General features: G+C 67.2%; 15 protein-coding genes. 7 read left to right on the top strand and 8 right to left on the bottom strand.

Annotated elements, in window-relative coordinates:
• Positions 1–330 precede the first annotated feature (330 nt).
• Positions 331–1,293 (top strand): MerR family transcriptional regulator, encoded by a 963-nt coding sequence (locus Pth03_RS02805; RefSeq protein ID WP_203942462.1) that lies wholly within the window; start codon positions 331–333, stop codon positions 1,291–1,293.
• Here Pth03_RS02805 and Pth03_RS02800 read toward each other — a convergent pair.
• Positions 1,241–1,834, bottom strand: coding sequence for a TetR/AcrR family transcriptional regulator (locus Pth03_RS02800; protein ID WP_203942461.1), 594 nt, complete (start codon positions 1,832–1,834; stop codon positions 1,241–1,243). The genes Pth03_RS02805 and Pth03_RS02800 overlap by 53 nt on opposite strands.
• An 84-nt stretch (positions 1,835–1,918) precedes the next feature.
• Between Pth03_RS02800 and Pth03_RS02795 the strand changes: the two genes are divergently transcribed.
• Entirely contained in the window at positions 1,919–2,413 is a 495-nt protein-coding gene (locus Pth03_RS02795) for an FBP domain-containing protein (RefSeq protein ID WP_203942460.1), read from the top strand.
• Between the two features lie 404 nt (positions 2,414–2,817).
• Entirely contained in the window at positions 2,818–4,242 is a 1,425-nt protein-coding gene (rox, locus tag Pth03_RS02790; protein WP_203942459.1) for a rifampin monooxygenase, read from the top strand.
• A 66-nt stretch (positions 4,243–4,308) separates the two neighbouring features.
• Here the strand turns inward: rox and Pth03_RS02785 are convergent, their stop codons facing one another.
• Positions 4,309–4,788, bottom strand: a complete 480-nt coding sequence (locus tag Pth03_RS02785) for a MarR family winged helix-turn-helix transcriptional regulator (RefSeq protein WP_203942458.1) — start codon at positions 4,786–4,788, stop codon at positions 4,309–4,311.
• 155 nt (positions 4,789–4,943) lie between these two features.
• Between Pth03_RS02785 and Pth03_RS02780 the strand changes: the two genes are divergently transcribed.
• Positions 4,944–5,516 (top strand): NADPH-dependent FMN reductase, encoded by a 573-nt coding sequence (locus Pth03_RS02780; protein ID WP_203942457.1) that lies wholly within the window; start codon positions 4,944–4,946, stop codon positions 5,514–5,516.
• A gap of 75 nt (positions 5,517–5,591) precedes the next feature.
• On the opposite strand, the gene Pth03_RS02775 is transcribed toward Pth03_RS02780, so the two are convergent.
• The 3 genes from Pth03_RS02775 to Pth03_RS02765 are packed head-to-tail and all read right to left on the bottom strand — an operon-like array spanning position 5,592 to position 7,280.
• Entirely contained in the window at positions 5,592–5,978 is a 387-nt protein-coding gene (locus Pth03_RS02775; protein ID WP_203942456.1) for a DUF4180 domain-containing protein, read from the bottom strand.
• Positions 5,971–6,855 (bottom strand): alpha/beta fold hydrolase, encoded by an 885-nt coding sequence (locus tag Pth03_RS02770; RefSeq protein ID WP_203942455.1) that lies wholly within the window; start codon positions 6,853–6,855, stop codon positions 5,971–5,973. Before Pth03_RS02770 ends, Pth03_RS02775 begins: the two co-directional genes overlap by 8 nt.
• Complete coding sequence (locus tag Pth03_RS02765; RefSeq protein ID WP_203942454.1) at positions 6,852–7,280, bottom strand: helix-turn-helix domain-containing protein; 429 nt, start codon at positions 7,278–7,280, stop codon at positions 6,852–6,854. The genes Pth03_RS02770 and Pth03_RS02765 overlap by 4 nt, the downstream gene beginning before the upstream one ends.
• A 283-nt stretch (positions 7,281–7,563) precedes the next feature.
• Here Pth03_RS02765 and Pth03_RS02760 point away from each other — a divergent pair, with 283 nt between their 5' ends.
• The 3 genes from Pth03_RS02760 (at position 7,564) to clpX (ending at position 10,922) form a co-directional block, all read left to right on the top strand.
• A complete protein-coding gene (locus Pth03_RS02760) occupies positions 7,564–8,529 on the top strand; it encodes an ATP-binding cassette domain-containing protein (protein ID WP_203942453.1) in 966 nt (321 codons plus the stop codon).
• A 52-nt stretch (positions 8,530–8,581) separates the two neighbouring features.
• Positions 8,582–9,331: an ABC transporter permease gene (locus tag Pth03_RS02755; RefSeq protein ID WP_203942452.1), complete on the top strand. Its 750-nt coding sequence runs from the start codon at positions 8,582–8,584 to the stop codon at positions 9,329–9,331.
• Between the two features lie 289 nt (positions 9,332–9,620).
• The gene (clpX, locus tag Pth03_RS02750) at positions 9,621–10,922 is read left to right on the top strand and encodes an ATP-dependent Clp protease ATP-binding subunit ClpX (protein ID WP_203942451.1); all 1,302 of its coding nucleotides are present in this window, start codon (positions 9,621–9,623) and stop codon (positions 10,920–10,922) included.
• 3 nt (positions 10,923–10,925) lie between these two features.
• On the opposite strand, the gene mmsB is transcribed toward clpX, so the two are convergent.
• The 3 genes from mmsB to chvE all read right to left on the bottom strand — a co-directional run bounded on the left by mmsB (position 10,926) and on the right by chvE (position 14,907).
• Entirely contained in the window at positions 10,926–12,170 is a 1,245-nt protein-coding gene (gene mmsB, locus Pth03_RS02745) for a multiple monosaccharide ABC transporter permease (protein WP_203942450.1), read from the bottom strand.
• On the bottom strand, positions 12,170–13,705 hold the full coding sequence (gene mmsA, locus Pth03_RS02740; protein ID WP_203942449.1) for a multiple monosaccharide ABC transporter ATP-binding protein: 1,536 nt from the start codon (positions 13,703–13,705) through the stop codon (positions 12,170–12,172). The genes mmsB and mmsA overlap by 1 nt, the downstream gene beginning before the upstream one ends.
• Positions 13,706–13,776: 71 nt before the next feature.
• Positions 13,777–14,907 carry a multiple monosaccharide ABC transporter substrate-binding protein gene (gene chvE / locus Pth03_RS02735; protein WP_203942448.1) on the bottom strand — a complete coding sequence of 377 codons (1,131 nt, stop codon included), beginning with the start codon at positions 14,905–14,907 and terminating at the stop codon, positions 13,777–13,779.
• Between the last annotated feature and the right edge of the window lie 60 nt (positions 14,908–14,967).

Raw genomic sequence — 14,967 nt, 5'->3', positions numbered from 1 at the left:
GAACACATCACCGACCACGACCAACCCACCCTGACCAGCGAAAACCTCAACCCGCCCGAGGGCGAGAAGACCGAAACGGAGAAGGGCGATGCCTACAATGTCGGCCCGCTACTCGACGAGGAGCTGGCCCGGCCACCGTTTTGAGCAGACGACCGCGTGCGACTTCCAAGGCCGTGTGGCATTCCGTTCTCAAGTCCGGGATCACCTGGCTCTTTCTGATCGCGATCGCCCTGCTTGCCATGGCTCCCACCTTGGCCCGCCGCCCTGGCCGTGCCGTACGGGCGGAAATGCGCTTGAGCCTCCCCCAGGGGGAGACGGCAGGGTGAACGCATGGATGGCGACACGATCCTGACGATCGGAGACCTGGCCCGGCGCACCGGCCTGACGGTGAAGGCGATCCGGTTCTACTCCGACAGCGGGCTCGTGCCGCCGATCGGCCGCAGCCCCGGCGGCTACCGGCTGTACGACCTCGGTTCGCTGGCGAGGCTCGAGCTCGTGCGCACGTTGCGTGAGCTGGGGATCGACCTGCCCACGGTGCGCCGCGTGCTGGAACGCGAGGTGTCCATGAGCGAGGTCGCCGCCGCGCACGCCGAAGCCGTCGATGTGCAGATCCGCATTCTGCGGCTGCGCAGGGCCGTGTTGCGGGCTGTGGCCGAACGCGGATCAGACCCTCAGGAGATGAAGAAGATGCATAAACTCGCGAAGCTTTCCGCCGAAGAACGCCGCCGGCTCATCCGGGAGTTCGTCGACGAGGCGTTCGGCGGGCTCGACGCCAATCCCGATTTCGTCGCCATGATGCGCTCGGCCATGCCGGAGCTTCCCGACGACCCCACCGCTGAGCAGGTCGACGCGTGGGTGGAGCTCGCCGAACTCGTCCAGGACGCGGATTTCCGCGCCTCCGTCCGCCGCATGGCCGAGCAGCAGGCGGCCGATCGTGCGTACGGTGACACCTCGGGCCTTCACCACGAGCTGACCGAGGCGACCATCGCTGCCGTCGGCCAGGCCATCGAGGCGGGCATCGATCCGGCTTCTCCCGAGGCCGTCCCGATCGTGGACGGCCTGGCCGTACGGTATGCCCAGACCTTCGGCCGTACGGGCGACGACGAGGAGGAACTCCGTCGCTGGTTGCTGACACGTATGGAGGCGGGGGGAGATCCGCGGGCCGAGCGTTACTGGCAGTTGCTCGCCGTGATCAACGGCTGGCCGGTGTCGCCCACCCTCGCGCCCGTCTTCTCGTGGTTCACCCGCGCGCTGCGCGCGACGGGTCCGACGACGCCCAGTTCTCCAAGGTGAAATGAAGCGCGTGCAGTGCCCGTTCCCAGGACGCCTCGATGTCGCGCGGATGGCCGAACGCGCCGATGGCCTCCAGGCTGGCGTAGCCGTGGAACGTGCTGCGCAACAGGCGCACCGCGTCGGTCAGGTCAGGCTCCGCCAGGCCGTACGCGAGCAGAAGCGATGAGGTGAGCTCGAGGATGCGCCGGTGGGCGGTCGACCCGGCGAGTACGGCGGGGTCCAGTTGCATGAAGGTCGCCGCGTAACGCCCGGGATGGTCGACCGCGAACGTCCGGTAGGCGCCGGCGAAGGCGATCAGGGCGTCCTTGCCGGCCCGGCCGGCCAGGGCGGCCGCGATGCGAGCGGCCCACTCGTCCGCCGCCAGCAACGCCACCCGTTCGCGGAGATCCTTCAGGTTCTTGACGTGGGAATACAGGCTCGCGTCCTTGACGCCGAAGCGCCGCGCCATGGCGGACAACGTCACGTTCTCGAACCCGACGTCGTCCGCCATGTCGGCGGCCGCCTCCACCACCCGATCGGTCGTCAGACCGGCGCGCACCATGCGGGTCCCACCTTCCACCGTCGTAGAAACCTGAAGCATTAAGTGAGTTGCCTAATATGCCTAGGAATTGTAGCGTTCGGCGTCATGAGAGCAGTCAGTGAGCAGGAGATCCGCGCGTCGTTCGTCAATTGTTCGAAGGGGGAGGCCAAGCGTCTGGCCGTGCCGCGCGATCTGCGGGTCACGCCGTGGGACGATCTCGACTTCCTGGGGTGGCGCGACCCGGCGGCACCCGATCGCAGCTACCTGGTGACCGAACGCGACGACCGCCTCGTGGGCGTCACGTTGCGGCTGTCGGCACCGCAGCGGGGGATTCAGCGGAGCATGTGCTCCTTGTGTCTGACCGTTCATTCGGGGAACGGCGTCGCGTTGATGGCGGCGCGCAAGGCCGGCCAGGCAGGTCGCGACAACAACTCGGTCGGCTTGTACATCTGCACCGACCTGGACTGTTCCCTCTACGTGCGCGGCAGGAAGTCACCAGAGCCGGGAGGCCGCATCGAGGAGTCGCTCACGGTGGAGGAGCAGGTGGAGCGCACCAGGACCAACCTGTTCACCTTTGTGGACAAGGTGGTCGACGCCTGACGGGCGGGGCCACGTGGAACTACTGACCTCCTGGATCGACCTGCCGCCGTACGCGGCGCGCTGTCGCTTTGGGAGGAGGTTGTCCGTTCGCAGCGGACAAAAGTGGCAAGGGGCTTTCGCCGCTCCTTGTCACTTTTAACTTATAGCGAACCGGGGGGCTTGCGGCAAGACCCGGGTCGTGCTGCAGAATCTCCGACCGAAGCCAGGACCTGCGGAAATCAGGGTTCGCAACACGTGTGCTTCGGCGCCTTCGCTGAACGTCGAACCGGTGGCAGGGCGCGCGATGCGGTTGCCGGCGCTCGCCGCTCGGCGCGGGTGTGCGGAGGTCCGGGTGTGCGGGTGTGCGCGCCGCCGGGCTGCGCGGAGCAGGCGGCCGAAATGCAGCCTTGTTGAATGGGGGATTCATGATCGATGTGATCGTTGCCGGCGGCGGACCGACCGGCTTGATGCTGGCCGGCGAGTTGCGGCTGCACGGTCTGCAGGTGGTCGTGTTGGAGAGGGATGCGGAGCCGACCAAGGTCGTCCGCGCGCTCGGCCTGCACGTGCGCAGCATCGAAGTGATGGACCAGCGCGGCCTGCTGGAGCGCTTCCTCGCGCTGGGCAAGCGGTACGAGGTCTTCTTCTTCGCCGGCATCAGCAAGCCGTGGCCTGACCGGATGGACACCGCACACGGGTACGTCCTCGGCATCCCGCAAACCGTCACCGACCGGCTGCTGACCGAGCACGCCACCGAGCTCGGCGCCGAGATCCGGCGCGGCTGCGAGCTGGTCGGGCTGAGCCAGGACGAGGACGGGGCGACCGCCGAGCTGGCCGACGGCACGCGGCTGCGCGCGCGCTACGTCGTTGGCTGCGACGGCGGCCGCAGCACGGTGCGCAAGCTGCTCGGCGTCGGCTTCCCCGGCGAGCCCACCAGGGTCGACACGCTGCTGGGCGAAATGGAGCTGACCGCGCCGCCGGAGGAACTGGCCGCCGTGGTGGCCGAAGTGCGCAAGACCCAGAAGCGGTTCGGCGCCGGGCCACTCGGGGATGGGGTGTATCGCGTGCTCGTGCCCGCCGCGGGGGTGACAGAGGACCGCACGATCCCGCCGACCCTCGAGGAGTTCAAGCAACAGCTGCGGGCGTTCGCCGGCACCGACTTCGGCGTGCACTCACCGCGCTGGTTGTCCCGCTTCGGCGACGCCACCCGGCTGGCCGAGCGCTACCGGGTCGGCCGGGTCCTGCTGGCCGGCGACGCGGCGCACATCCACCCGCCGACCGGTGGGCAGGGGCTCAACCTCGGCATCCAGGACGCGTTCAACCTCGGCTGGAAATTGGTCGCCGAGGTCCGCGGCTGGGCACCGGAGGGGCTGCTGGACACCTACCACGCCGAACGGCACCCGGTGGCCGCCGACGTGCTGGCCAACACCCGCGCGCAGATGGAACTGCTGTCCACCGAGCCGGGCCCCCAGGCAGTGCGCCGGCTGGTGTCGGAACTGATGGACTTCGAGGACGTGAACCGGTACCTGATCGAGAAGATCACTGCGATCGGGGTCCGCTACGACTTCGGGGAGGGGCATGAACTGCTCGGCCGGAGGATGCGGGACGTGGAGCTGAAGCGGGGGCGCCTCTACGCGCTGATGCACGGCGGCCGCGGACTGCTGCTCGACCAGACCGGCCGGCTTTCGGTCGCCGGATGGGCGGATCGGGTCGACCACGTCGTCGACGTCAGCGAGGAACTGGACGTGCCCGCCGTGCTGCTGCGACCGGACGGCCACGTGGCGTGGGTCGGCGAAGATCAGCAGGATCTGCTCGGCCGGATGCCCAAGTGGTTCGGCGCGCCCATCGACTGAAGCGCGATCTGGCCCCAAGCCCAGGGCACCGGGAAGACCGTGGTGACGCTGCGCCGCGTCATTCTGTCAGGAGTCCTTAGCGGGGCAGCCCTCGGCCGCTTGGGTGATTTTGAACATGATCCGGTGAAGCACGGCCATTTCGTCGGGGCCGACATGTTCCATGACGCGCGCCCGCACGCTGGCGAGATGGCTCGGGTACGCCTCTTCGAGCCGCTGGAACCCGGCGTCGGTCAGAACGGCGAAGGACACCCGGCCGTCCTCCGCGCACTTGGTGCGCTCGACGAGCCCTTCGGCGACCAGGCGGTCGACGAGCCTGGTCATGCCGGCGGGGGTCAGATTGCGCCCCGATGCCAGCTCACTCATCCGCAGGCGGCGGCCGGGCGCCTCGGAGAGGTTGGTCAGCACGCCGTACTCGTTGATGGTCATGCGCTGGGCATGCACCAGGTCGGCGTCCAGTGCGCGGGGCAGGACGATCAAGGCGCGGGCCAGTGCCCGCCAGGCGGCTTCTTCCAGTGGCGAGAGCGGCTGGAGATCGGTGGCTCCCATGACGCCCACTCTACTTCTTTGACGAAGCAAGTACCGTGCTACGGTTTACTTAGCTAAGCAACTAGTTGGAGTTCCGGTCGTTCGGCTTCCCTCGAACCCCGAATCGGGAACGCCGGGCCGGGTGACGCTCCAGCCCGAAAGAAAGCGCACATCCCGTGACCAAGATTGCGATCATCCTTGGCAGCACGCGCCCCGGCCGCAACGGCGAGGCAGTGGCCAAGTGGGTTCTTGAGCAGGTCAGCACCCGCACGGATGCGGAGTTCGAGCTGGTCGACCTGCTGGACTACAAGCTGCCCCACCTCGACGAGGCGATTCCGCCGTCGATGGGCCAGTACTCGCAGCCGCACACCAAGGAGTGGTCCGCCAAGATTGCGTCGTTCGACGGCTACATCTTCGTGACGCCGGAGTACAACCACTCCACCTCGGGCGCCCTGAAGAACGCCATCGACTTCCTCTACAGCGAGTGGAACAACAAGGCGGCCGGCTTCGTCAGCTACGGCAGCGTCGGCGGCACTCGGGCGGTTGAGCACCTCCGCCTGATCGCGGGCGAGCTCCAGATCGCCGACGTGCGCGCGCAGGTCTCCTTCACGTTCATGCACGACTTCGAGAACTGGTCGGTCTTCAAGCCGTCCGCCCACCACGCCGACACCCTGCAGACCATGCTCGACCAGCTGGTCTCCTGGAGCACCGCGCTGGCGGGCGTGCGGAACGCCAACGTCGCCGTCTGACCGTAGTTCCCTGCCGACGCCCTGCCCCGGTGTTCCGGAGCAGGGCGCCGTCATCTGAGGAATCGGCCGGGGTGCTCATCGCCCGGCACCTCCGCCTCTGCGGGCCAGCCGGTCTGCCAGGGCGTCGGCGTCGTCGACGAACCAGGTCTGCCTGCCCGCATTGCTTTCACGGACGAAATCCCGCAAGGCATCGCTGTCCCCGATAAATCCAGAAATGTCGCCGAGTACGGCCAGGCCCAGCCGGTAGTTGGCGAACTTCTGGACGATCTCGCCCGCGACCCGCGTGCGCAGGCGGAAGAAGTCGCCGGCGAGCCGGTTCGCCGGAACGGCGACCCACTCGGCCCCGGCCCACGACGCCTGGCCGATGAGATCCAGAGCGTCCCGTTCGCTCCGCAGCGGCTCGCCGTACGGTTCGACCATGAGGACGGGCACGCCGCCGAGGTGCTGCACCGAGTCAGGCATGCCGGCGGGCCCCTTCCTCAACCTGGAGGAACGCCAGAATGCGCTCGGTCTGGCTCGGGAGCAGATGGCCGGCCTCCGGCAGAAGGTCGACGGTCGCGTGGGGCACGTCCTCCCGCATGCGGCGGCTCGTGCCGTACGAGTCGAGCATGACGTCCCGGCCGCCGACGATGACCAGGACGGGCATGGCCAGCCGTCGCAACGCGTCGTCGCCGAAGACGGGCAGCCGCTCCTTCCTGGGGCGGAAACTCCGGTCGATGAGCGCCACGTAGTCGGCGAAGGCCTGCCTGGCCGGGTCGGCATGCGCCATCGCGGACGCGGGAATCCCCAGCACGTGCCTCATCAGGGTGCGGCGGCCCCTCTTCCCGAAGGGGAGGAGCAGCAGTGCGACGAAGAGGAACCCCGTCTTCTGACGTCCGATGCCGCCGGGGCACATCAGGGCCATGCGGTCGACGCGATCGGGGCGCCGGGTCGCGTAGTCGACGGCCAGCCATCCGCCCAGAGAGGTCCCGACCAGCGACACGTTCCGGGCGCCGATGCCGTCCAGCAGGTCGTCGAGCCACAGGGCGTAGGAGTCGGACGCCAGATCGGGCCGTGATGGCGCGCTGAGCCCGGGTTCGCCGATCATGTCGACGGCGTAGACGCGGAAGTGCCGCGACCACACGGCGGCGTCGTCCGCCCACATCACGGTGTTCGCCATCGAGCCGTGCAGGAGCACCAGTGGCGGGGCGTCTTTCGGTCCGCAGGCCACGACGAACGTCTCGCCCTCACGGGTGGGGAGACGCAGGTGCTCGCTGGGAACCGGCCATGCGTCCAGGTATTCGCGGTAACGCGACTCGACCGCGCGTGCGCCCTCGGCCGAGGTGTAGATCCCGGTCATGGCCGCTCCTCCGCGAGGACGTTGATGATCTTCAGCATCTCGGCCGAGGCGTCGAGCGCGCCCAGCAGGATGATCTTCATACTGGCCCTCTCCTCGTCATAGACGATCTCTACGTGAAGGCGCTCGCCCCCGTGGGCGATCGCCGCCGTGATCAGGTTGCTCAGGCGGGACATGGTCGCCGGGTCCACCGCGTCGACCTGGACGATGCTCGACACCTCGGCGCGACGACGGCGGGGGGTCGTCTCGCGGGCGGTGCCCGCCACCGGGTGCCCGGCGAACGCCTCGAGGTCGTCGCGGGTGATCCGGTATCGCTTGCCGATGCGAACCGCCTTGAGCCGGCCGTCGCGCACGTAACCACGCACGGTCTTCACATGGAGGCCCAGCAGGTCGGCGACCTGGTCTACCGAATAGAACTGCTCCGGCACTTTCACTCCCTCATCTTCCCTTTGAATGGGAACTATAGAGGACGATAGGGAGTGATACGGAAGTCCTGAGGATCGCGAAGTGATAAACCACTCGACGATCACTTACGGTTTTTGGTAGACCCCTGAGGGCGAAGGCCGGTCACCGGCACGACCGTCGATCACAGTTGACTCTCCCGTCGCGGGAGGGTCGAGACTGTCCGAGCCGGATCTCCCGGACGCGAACCACCGCACCATTTCCGCTCGTCAACGCAGGCTCTCGAAGCCGTCTGAACGGAGAATCTCAGTGATCATCGAGGCGCACGGGCTGCGCAAGACGTTCACCGCCAAACGCGGCCGCGGCAAGACCGAGCAGGTGGAGGCCGTCAGAGGCGTCGACCTGGAGGTCGAGACCGGTCAGATCTTCGCCGTGCTCGGGCCGAACGGTGCGGGCAAGACCACCACCATCAGGATGCTCGCCACCCTCATTCCGCCGACTTCGGGCACCGCGAAGGTCGCCGGCCACGACATCACCACGAATCCCGACAAGGTACGGGAGAACATCGGGTACGTCGGCCAGGCGGGCGGCGTGGACGAGAACTCCCCGGGACGCGACGGAATGATCCTCGCCGCCCGGCTCGGCGGAATGTCACGCAAGCAGGCGGAGACCCGCACCGAGGAGCTGCTCACCGCCTTCGCCCTCACCGAGTTCGCGGACCGCCCGATCCGGACGTTGTCCGGCGGCCAGAAGCGGCGGTTCTCCCTCGCGATCGGGCTGGTCAACCGGCCTCCGCTGTTCTTCCTGGACGAACCGACCACCGGCCTGGACCCGCAGAACCGGGCCAACCTCTGGGACGAGGTGCGCGCCCTCCGCAAGCAGGGCACCAGCGTGCTGCTGACCACCCACTACCTGGAGGAGGCCGACGCCCTCTGCGACCGGCTGGTCATCATCGACCACGGCCAGGTCGTCGCCGAGGGCCGCCCCGACGACCTGAAGAAGGAGGTCGCGGGCGACGTCATCACCGTCAGGGTGGGGGATGACGCCACCGGGGAGGCGCGGACGCTCCTGTCGGCCGAGCCGTACGTCAAGGAGGTGCGGCCGGAGGACGAGAAGTTGCGCGTCTACGTCGACGACGGCGAGCACAACCTGCCGCATCTGCTGCGCGCCATCGAGGCGGGCGGCCTCGCCATCCAGTCGATCGCCCTGGAGCGGGCCACGCTCGACGACGTCTTCCTGCGCCACACCGGGCGATCGCTGCGCGACGCCGACTAGAAAGACGCCGACTAGAAACCCGCGCCCTCTTCCGGACTCGATAGGACCCTCAATGCTCCGACACACGTTGCTCTTCCTCGGCTACGAGCTCAAGAACACGCTGCGCAACCCCATATGGCCGTTCTTCGGGCTCTTGCAGCCCGTGCTCTACCTGCTGCTTTTCGCCCCGCTCGTGGCCAACACGACGGTCGGCGGAAACCTCGGCGACACCCTCGAGATGTTCACACCCGGCGTGATGATCATGATCGCGCTGTTCGGCTCGCTGTTCGTGGGCTTCGGCATGATCAACGAGATCCGCAACGGGTACCTCGAGCGACTGGCGGTCAGTCCCGCCTGGCGGCCCGCCATCGTGCTCGGCAGGACGATGCGGGACATGATTGTGCTGGTCGTGCAGGCCGTGCTCATCGTCGGCCTGGCCGCGCTGATGGGCATGCGGGCCAGCGTCGGCGGGGTCGCCTTGATGCTGGTGCTCATGGCCGCGACCGGGCTGCTCGCCTCCGGGCTGTCGTACGGCCTGGCCCTGGCGCTGCGGGACGAGAACGGCATGAGCCAGATCATGCAGTTCTTCGCCCTGCCGCTGATTCTGCTCACCGGCATCATGCTGCCCATGTCGCTCGCGCCCCAGTGGATGCAGACGGTCGCCCATTTCAACCCGCTGTATCACGCGGTCGAGGCCGGCAGGTCCCTGTTCAACGGCGACTTCTCCAACATCTCGATTCCCCTGGCCTTCGGCCTCACCCTGGCCCTGGGGGCCTTGACACTGACCTGGTCCGTCAACTCGATGAAGAAGCTCGCCAATTAGCCTGCCCCGCCCCACCCCCTTGGTGGTGATCACCGCCAAGGGGGACCACCCAGCGTTCCCGCATTCCCGCCCTGGTGAGCCGCCCCGTCGTCCTGCTCGCGCGGCGTTTGCCGTACGTGCGGATGCAAGATACCGTCGCCATCAAGATGGTGACGTCATCTGAATGACACCCGCATGACGCTGCCATTTCTGCGGAGCACGCAGACGACACGGAGCGTCGAGGCGCCAGGCGCGATCCCTTGCCGCACCGGATCCGGCTCGCACAACGTGGTGAGGAGACGTTTTCCGAGTGGCACGCATCGGTGACAGCGGCTTTCTACTGAAGTGTTCGTTCTGCGCGAAGAGCCAGAAGCAGGTACGCAAGCTCATCGCAGGCCCGCAGGGCGTCTACATCTGCGACGAGTGCGTCGAGCTCTGCAACGAGCTCATCGAGGAGGATCTCGTCGAGGTCGCCGAGGAGGCGCAGCCGAGCCTGCCGAAACCGCGGGAGATCTTCGCGTTCCTCGAGCAGTACGTGATCGGGCAGGAGAACGCCAAGAGGGCGTTGTCGGTGGCGGTCTACAACCACTACAAGCGGGTCCGGGCCGACGCGGCCGCCCCCAAGCGCAAGCTCCCCACGGGCGAGGAGCAGGTCGAGCTCGGCAAGTCCAACATCCTGCTGATCGGCCCGACCGGCTCCGGCAAGACCTACCTCGCGCAGACGCTGGCCAGGATGCTGAACGTGCCGTTCGTGATCGCCGACGCGACCGCGCTGACGGAGGCGGGTTATGTCGGGGAGGACGTCGAGAACATCCTGCTGAAGTTGATCCAGGCCGCCGACTACGACGTCAAGAAGGCCGAGACGGGGATCATCTACATCGACGAGGTCGACAAGATCGCCCGTAAGAGCGAGAACCCGTCGATCACGCGGGACGTCTCGGGCGAGGGTGTGCAGCAGGCGTTGCTGAAGATCCTGGAGGGGACGACGGCGAGTGTGCCGCCGCAGGGCGGGCGTAAGCATCCGCACCAGGAGTTCATCCAGATCGACACCACCAATGTGCTGTTCATCGTCGGCGGCGCGTTCGCCGGTCTGGAGCAGGTGATCGAGCAGCGTACGGGGGCGAGGGTGGCCGGGTTCGGCGGCACGATCGGTGATCTGGACGCGGACCGGCAGCAGGACGTCCTGTCCCGGGTCATGCCGGAGGACCTGCTGAAGTTCGGCCTCATCCCGGAGCTCGTCGGCCGGCTGCCGGTGCTGTCGACGTTCCGGCAGCTCGACAAGGAGGCGCTGACGCGCATCATCACCGAGCCCCGCAACGCGCTCATCAAGCAGTACCAGCGGCTCTTCGAGCTCGACGGGGTGGAGCTGGAGTTCACCGACGGCGCCGTCGAGGCGATCGCCGAGCAGGCGCTGCTTCGCCGTACGGGGGCCAGGGCGACCCGCGCGATCCTCGAAGAGGTCCTGCTCAACGTGATGTACGAGGTGCCGAGCCGCGAAGACGTGGAGAGGGTCGTGGTCGACCGCGACACCGTGCTCGAAAACGTCAACCCGACGCTCGTGCCGCGCGACCAGAACGGCCGCGGGCACAAGCGCCGGGAGAAGTCCGCCTGAGCCTCAGCGCGGGGCCGAGGCCGCCCTGCGCTTGGTCCACACGTCGAACGCCACTGCGGCCAGCAGCACGACGCCCTTGACGAGCATGACTCGCTCGCTCGGCGAGCCGATCAGGGACATGCCGTTGTTGATGACGCCCATGATGAGACCGCCGGTGACCGCGCCGACCACCTTGCCCACCCCGCCCTGTACGGCGGCGCCGCCGATGAACGCGGCCGCGATCGCGTCGAGCTCGAAGGAGTTGCCCGCGGTGGGCCCGGCCTGGTTGAGACGTCCGGCGAAGATGATGCCGGCGATGGCCGACAACACGCCCATGTTGACAAAAATCCAGAAGATGACCGACTTGACCTTAATGCCGGACAGGAGAGCGGCCTGCAGGTTGCCGCCGATGGCGTAGATCCGGCGGCCGAACACGGCCCGGTTGGTCAGCAGCGAATAGCCGAGCACGAGGGCGGCCAGCAGCACGAGCACCCACGGCAGGTTCTTGAACCGGGCGAGCTGGACGACCACGAAGAGGATGACCGCGGCGGCCAAGACGATCTTCAGGAGGAAGACGGGCAGCGGGTCGACGGTCTGGCGGTAGCCGAGCCGGGCGGCGCGGGTGCGCCACTGCGTGAGCGCCATGCCCGCGATCGCGATGATGCCGATCAGCAGGCTGAACAGGTCGGCTCCGCCGAGGGGGCCGAGCCCGATGTTGCCGAAATAGCCGTCGGTGAACCCGTTCGACAGGGTCCGCACCGCGTCGGGGAAGGGGCCGATGCCCTGGTTGCCCAGCACGGTCAGGGTCAGCGCGCGGAAGAGCAACATGCCGGCGAGCGTGACGATGAACGCCGGGATGCCGAAGTAGGCGATCCAGTACCCCTGCCAGGCCCCGATCAGGCCGCCGGCGATCAGCGTGATGAGCAGCGCCAGCGGCCAGGGCACGCCGTAGTTGACCATCAGGACGGCGGCGATGGCGCCGGTGACGGCGACGACCGAGCCGACGGACAGGTCGATGTGCCCGGCGATGATGATGAGGATCATCCCGATCGACAGGATCAGGATGTAGGAGTTCTGGACGATGATGTTCGAGATGTTCTGCGGCTGGAGCAGCGCCCCGTCCGTCAGAATCGTGAACAGCAGGACGATCAGCGCGAACGCGATGTAGATGCCGCTCTGCCGTATGTTGATCGACAGGCCTGTCGACCTCGCGGGCGCGTCCGTGGCGCCGGCCGCCGGCGCGACGTCGGTCGGTGAGGTGCTGCTCATCAGGTCTCGTCCAGTCCCTTCGTCATGTACTGCATGATCCGCTCCTGTGTGGCTTCGCTTCGCTGGACTTCGCCGGTGATCCGGCCGGCCGAGAGCGCGTAGATGCGGTCACACAGGCCCAGGAGTTCCGGCAGCTCCGAGGAGATGACGAGGATGGCCTTTCCCGCGTCCGCGAGCCGGTTGATGATCGAATAGATCTCGTATTTGGCGCCGACGTCGATGCCCCGCGTCGGTTCGTCGAGGATGAGGACGTCGGCGTCCGTGAAGATCCACTTGGCCAGCACGACCTTCTGCTGGTTGCCGCCGCTGAGCTTGCCGGTGATGCTCGACACGCCCGGAGCCTTGATGTTCATGCTCGCGCGGTACTCGTCGGCGACGCGGTATTCCTCGTTGTCGTTGACCCAGCCGCGGCGGGCCAGCTTGGACAGAGCCGCCGCCGAGACGTTGCGCTTGATGTCCTCGATCAGGTTGAGGCCGTAGCGCTTGCGGTCCTCCGTGGCGTAGGCGATGCCGTTGCGGATCGCCTCCCGCACGGTCCGCGCCTCGATCGGCTTGCCGTTCTTGTAGAGCTTGCCGGTGATGTCGGTGCCGTAACTGCGGCCGAAGACGCTCATCGCGAGCTCGGTGCGGCCGGCGCCCATGAGCCCGGCCAGGCCGACGATCTCGCCCTTCCTCAGCGTGAGGTTCGCGTTGGAGACCACCTCGCGCCCGCGCTGCGTGGGGCTGTGCACCGTCCAGTTCTCGATGCGCAGCGCCTCCTCGCCGATGTTGGGCTCGTGCGGCGGGAAGCGGTTCTCCAGCGCGCGGCCCACCATGCCCGAGATGATCCGGTCCTCGGTCACCTCGCCGGTCGCCATGTCCAGCGACTCGATGGAGCGGCCGTCGCGCAGGATGCTGATCGAGTCGGCGATCGCCATGACCTCGTTCAGCTTGTGCGAGATGATCACGCAGGTGATGCCCTCGTCACGCAGGCCGCGCAGCAGGTCGAGCAGGTGCGCGGAGTCCTCGTCGTTGAGCGCGGCCGTGGGCTCGTCGAGGATGAGCAGCCGCACCTTCTTCGCGAGGGCCTTGGCGATCTCGACGAGCTGCTGCTTGCCCACTCCGATGTCGGAGATCGTCGTCACCGGGTTCTCGTGCAGGCCCACGCGGTTCAGCAGCTCGGCCGCCTCGGCGTTGGTCCTGTTCCAGTCGATCAGTCCCCGGGCGGACTGCTCGTTGCCGAGGAAGATGTTCTCGGCGATCGACAGCTGCGGGCACAGCGCCAGCTCCTGGTGGATGATGACGATCCCGCGGTGCTCGCTGTCGCGGATGTCGCCGAACCGGCACAACTCGCCGTCGAAGAAGATCTCACCCTCGTACGACCCGTGCGGGTAGACGCCGGACAGCACCTTCATCAAGGTCGACTTGCCGGCGCCGTTCTCGCCGCAGATCGCGTGGATCCCGCCCCGTCGCACGGAGAGGTTCACGTCCTGGAGCGCCTTGACTCCGGGGAACGTCTTGGTGATCCCACGCATCCGCAGGATGTCATCGGTCATTGTCGCTCATGGCCTCTCGGTGAGCTGTGAAGGAGGTGCGGCCCCCGTCCAGGGCCGCACCTCGTTGCGGGTCAGCCGCCGAGCTGGGCCTGGGTGTAGTAACCGGTGTCGACGACTTCCTTCTGGTAGTTCGTTTTGTTCACGATCACCGGGTCCAGCAGGTACGACGGGACGACCTTGTTGCCGTTGTCGTAGTCCTTGGTGTTGTTGACTTCGGGCTGTCCACCCTTGAGTACGGTATCCGCCATCTTGACCGTGATGTCCGCCAGCTGACGGGTGTCCTTGTAAATGGTGGAGTACTGCTCACCGGCGATGATCGACTTGACCGACGCGAGCTCGGCGTCCTGGCCGGTCACGATCGGGTACGGCTGGTCGGCCGTGCCGTAGCCGTTGCTCTTGAGCGCCGACAGGATGCCGATCGAAAGGCCGTCGTAGGGCGACAGGACGCCGTCGACCTTCGTGCCGCCGCTGTAGGTCTTGGTCAGCAGGTCCTCCATGCGCTTCTGCGCCGTGGCGGGGTCCCACCGGAGGATGGCGACGGTCTTGAAGTCCGTCTGACCGCTCTTCACGACGAGCGTCTTGTTGTCGATGTACGGCTGGAGCACCGACATGGCGCCGTTGAAGAAGAACGTCGCGTTGTTGTCGTCGGGGGAGCCGCCGAACAGCTCGATGTTGAACGGCCCCTTGGCGGTGCCGTCGGTGCCGTCCTCGTTCTTGAGCTTCAGGCCGACCAGCAGCGAGGTGGCCTGCTGGACGCCGACCTTGAAGTTGTCGAACGTGGCGTAGTAGTCGACGTTGGGGCTGTTGCGGATCAACCGGTCGTAGGCGATGACCGGGATCTTCTTGTCCGCGGCCTCCTGCAGCTGCGTGGTGATCGCGGTGCCGTCGATCGAAGCGATGATCAGGAGCTTGGCGCCCCGGGTGATCTGGTTCTCGATCTGGTTGACCTGGGTGGGGATGTCGTTCTCCGCGTACTGGAGGTCGACCTTGTACCCCAGCTTCTCCAGACCGGCCTTGACGTTGTCGCCGTCGTGGATCCACCGCTCCGACGACTTGGTCGGCATGGTGACGCCCACAAGGGCTCCGTTGTTGTTGCCCGACGTGGTCTGCACGTCGACCGTCTTCTCGCTCGAACCGCACGCCGCGGCGAGCACGGCAATGGCGACGGCGGGAACCACCGCTGCCAATCGTCGGAATCTCATTTTCTCTCCTTGCCCATGGGGGTGGCCGGATGCGGCACGGGGCGACGGTCTGGCCCGAGA

The organism is Planotetraspora thailandica, assembly GCF_016863335.1.
Lineage (GTDB): Bacteria > Actinomycetota > Actinomycetes > Streptosporangiales > Streptosporangiaceae > Planotetraspora > Planotetraspora thailandica.
The sequence above is the reverse complement of the archived record's forward strand: the minus strand, read 5'-3'. Positions and strand labels throughout refer to the sequence as shown.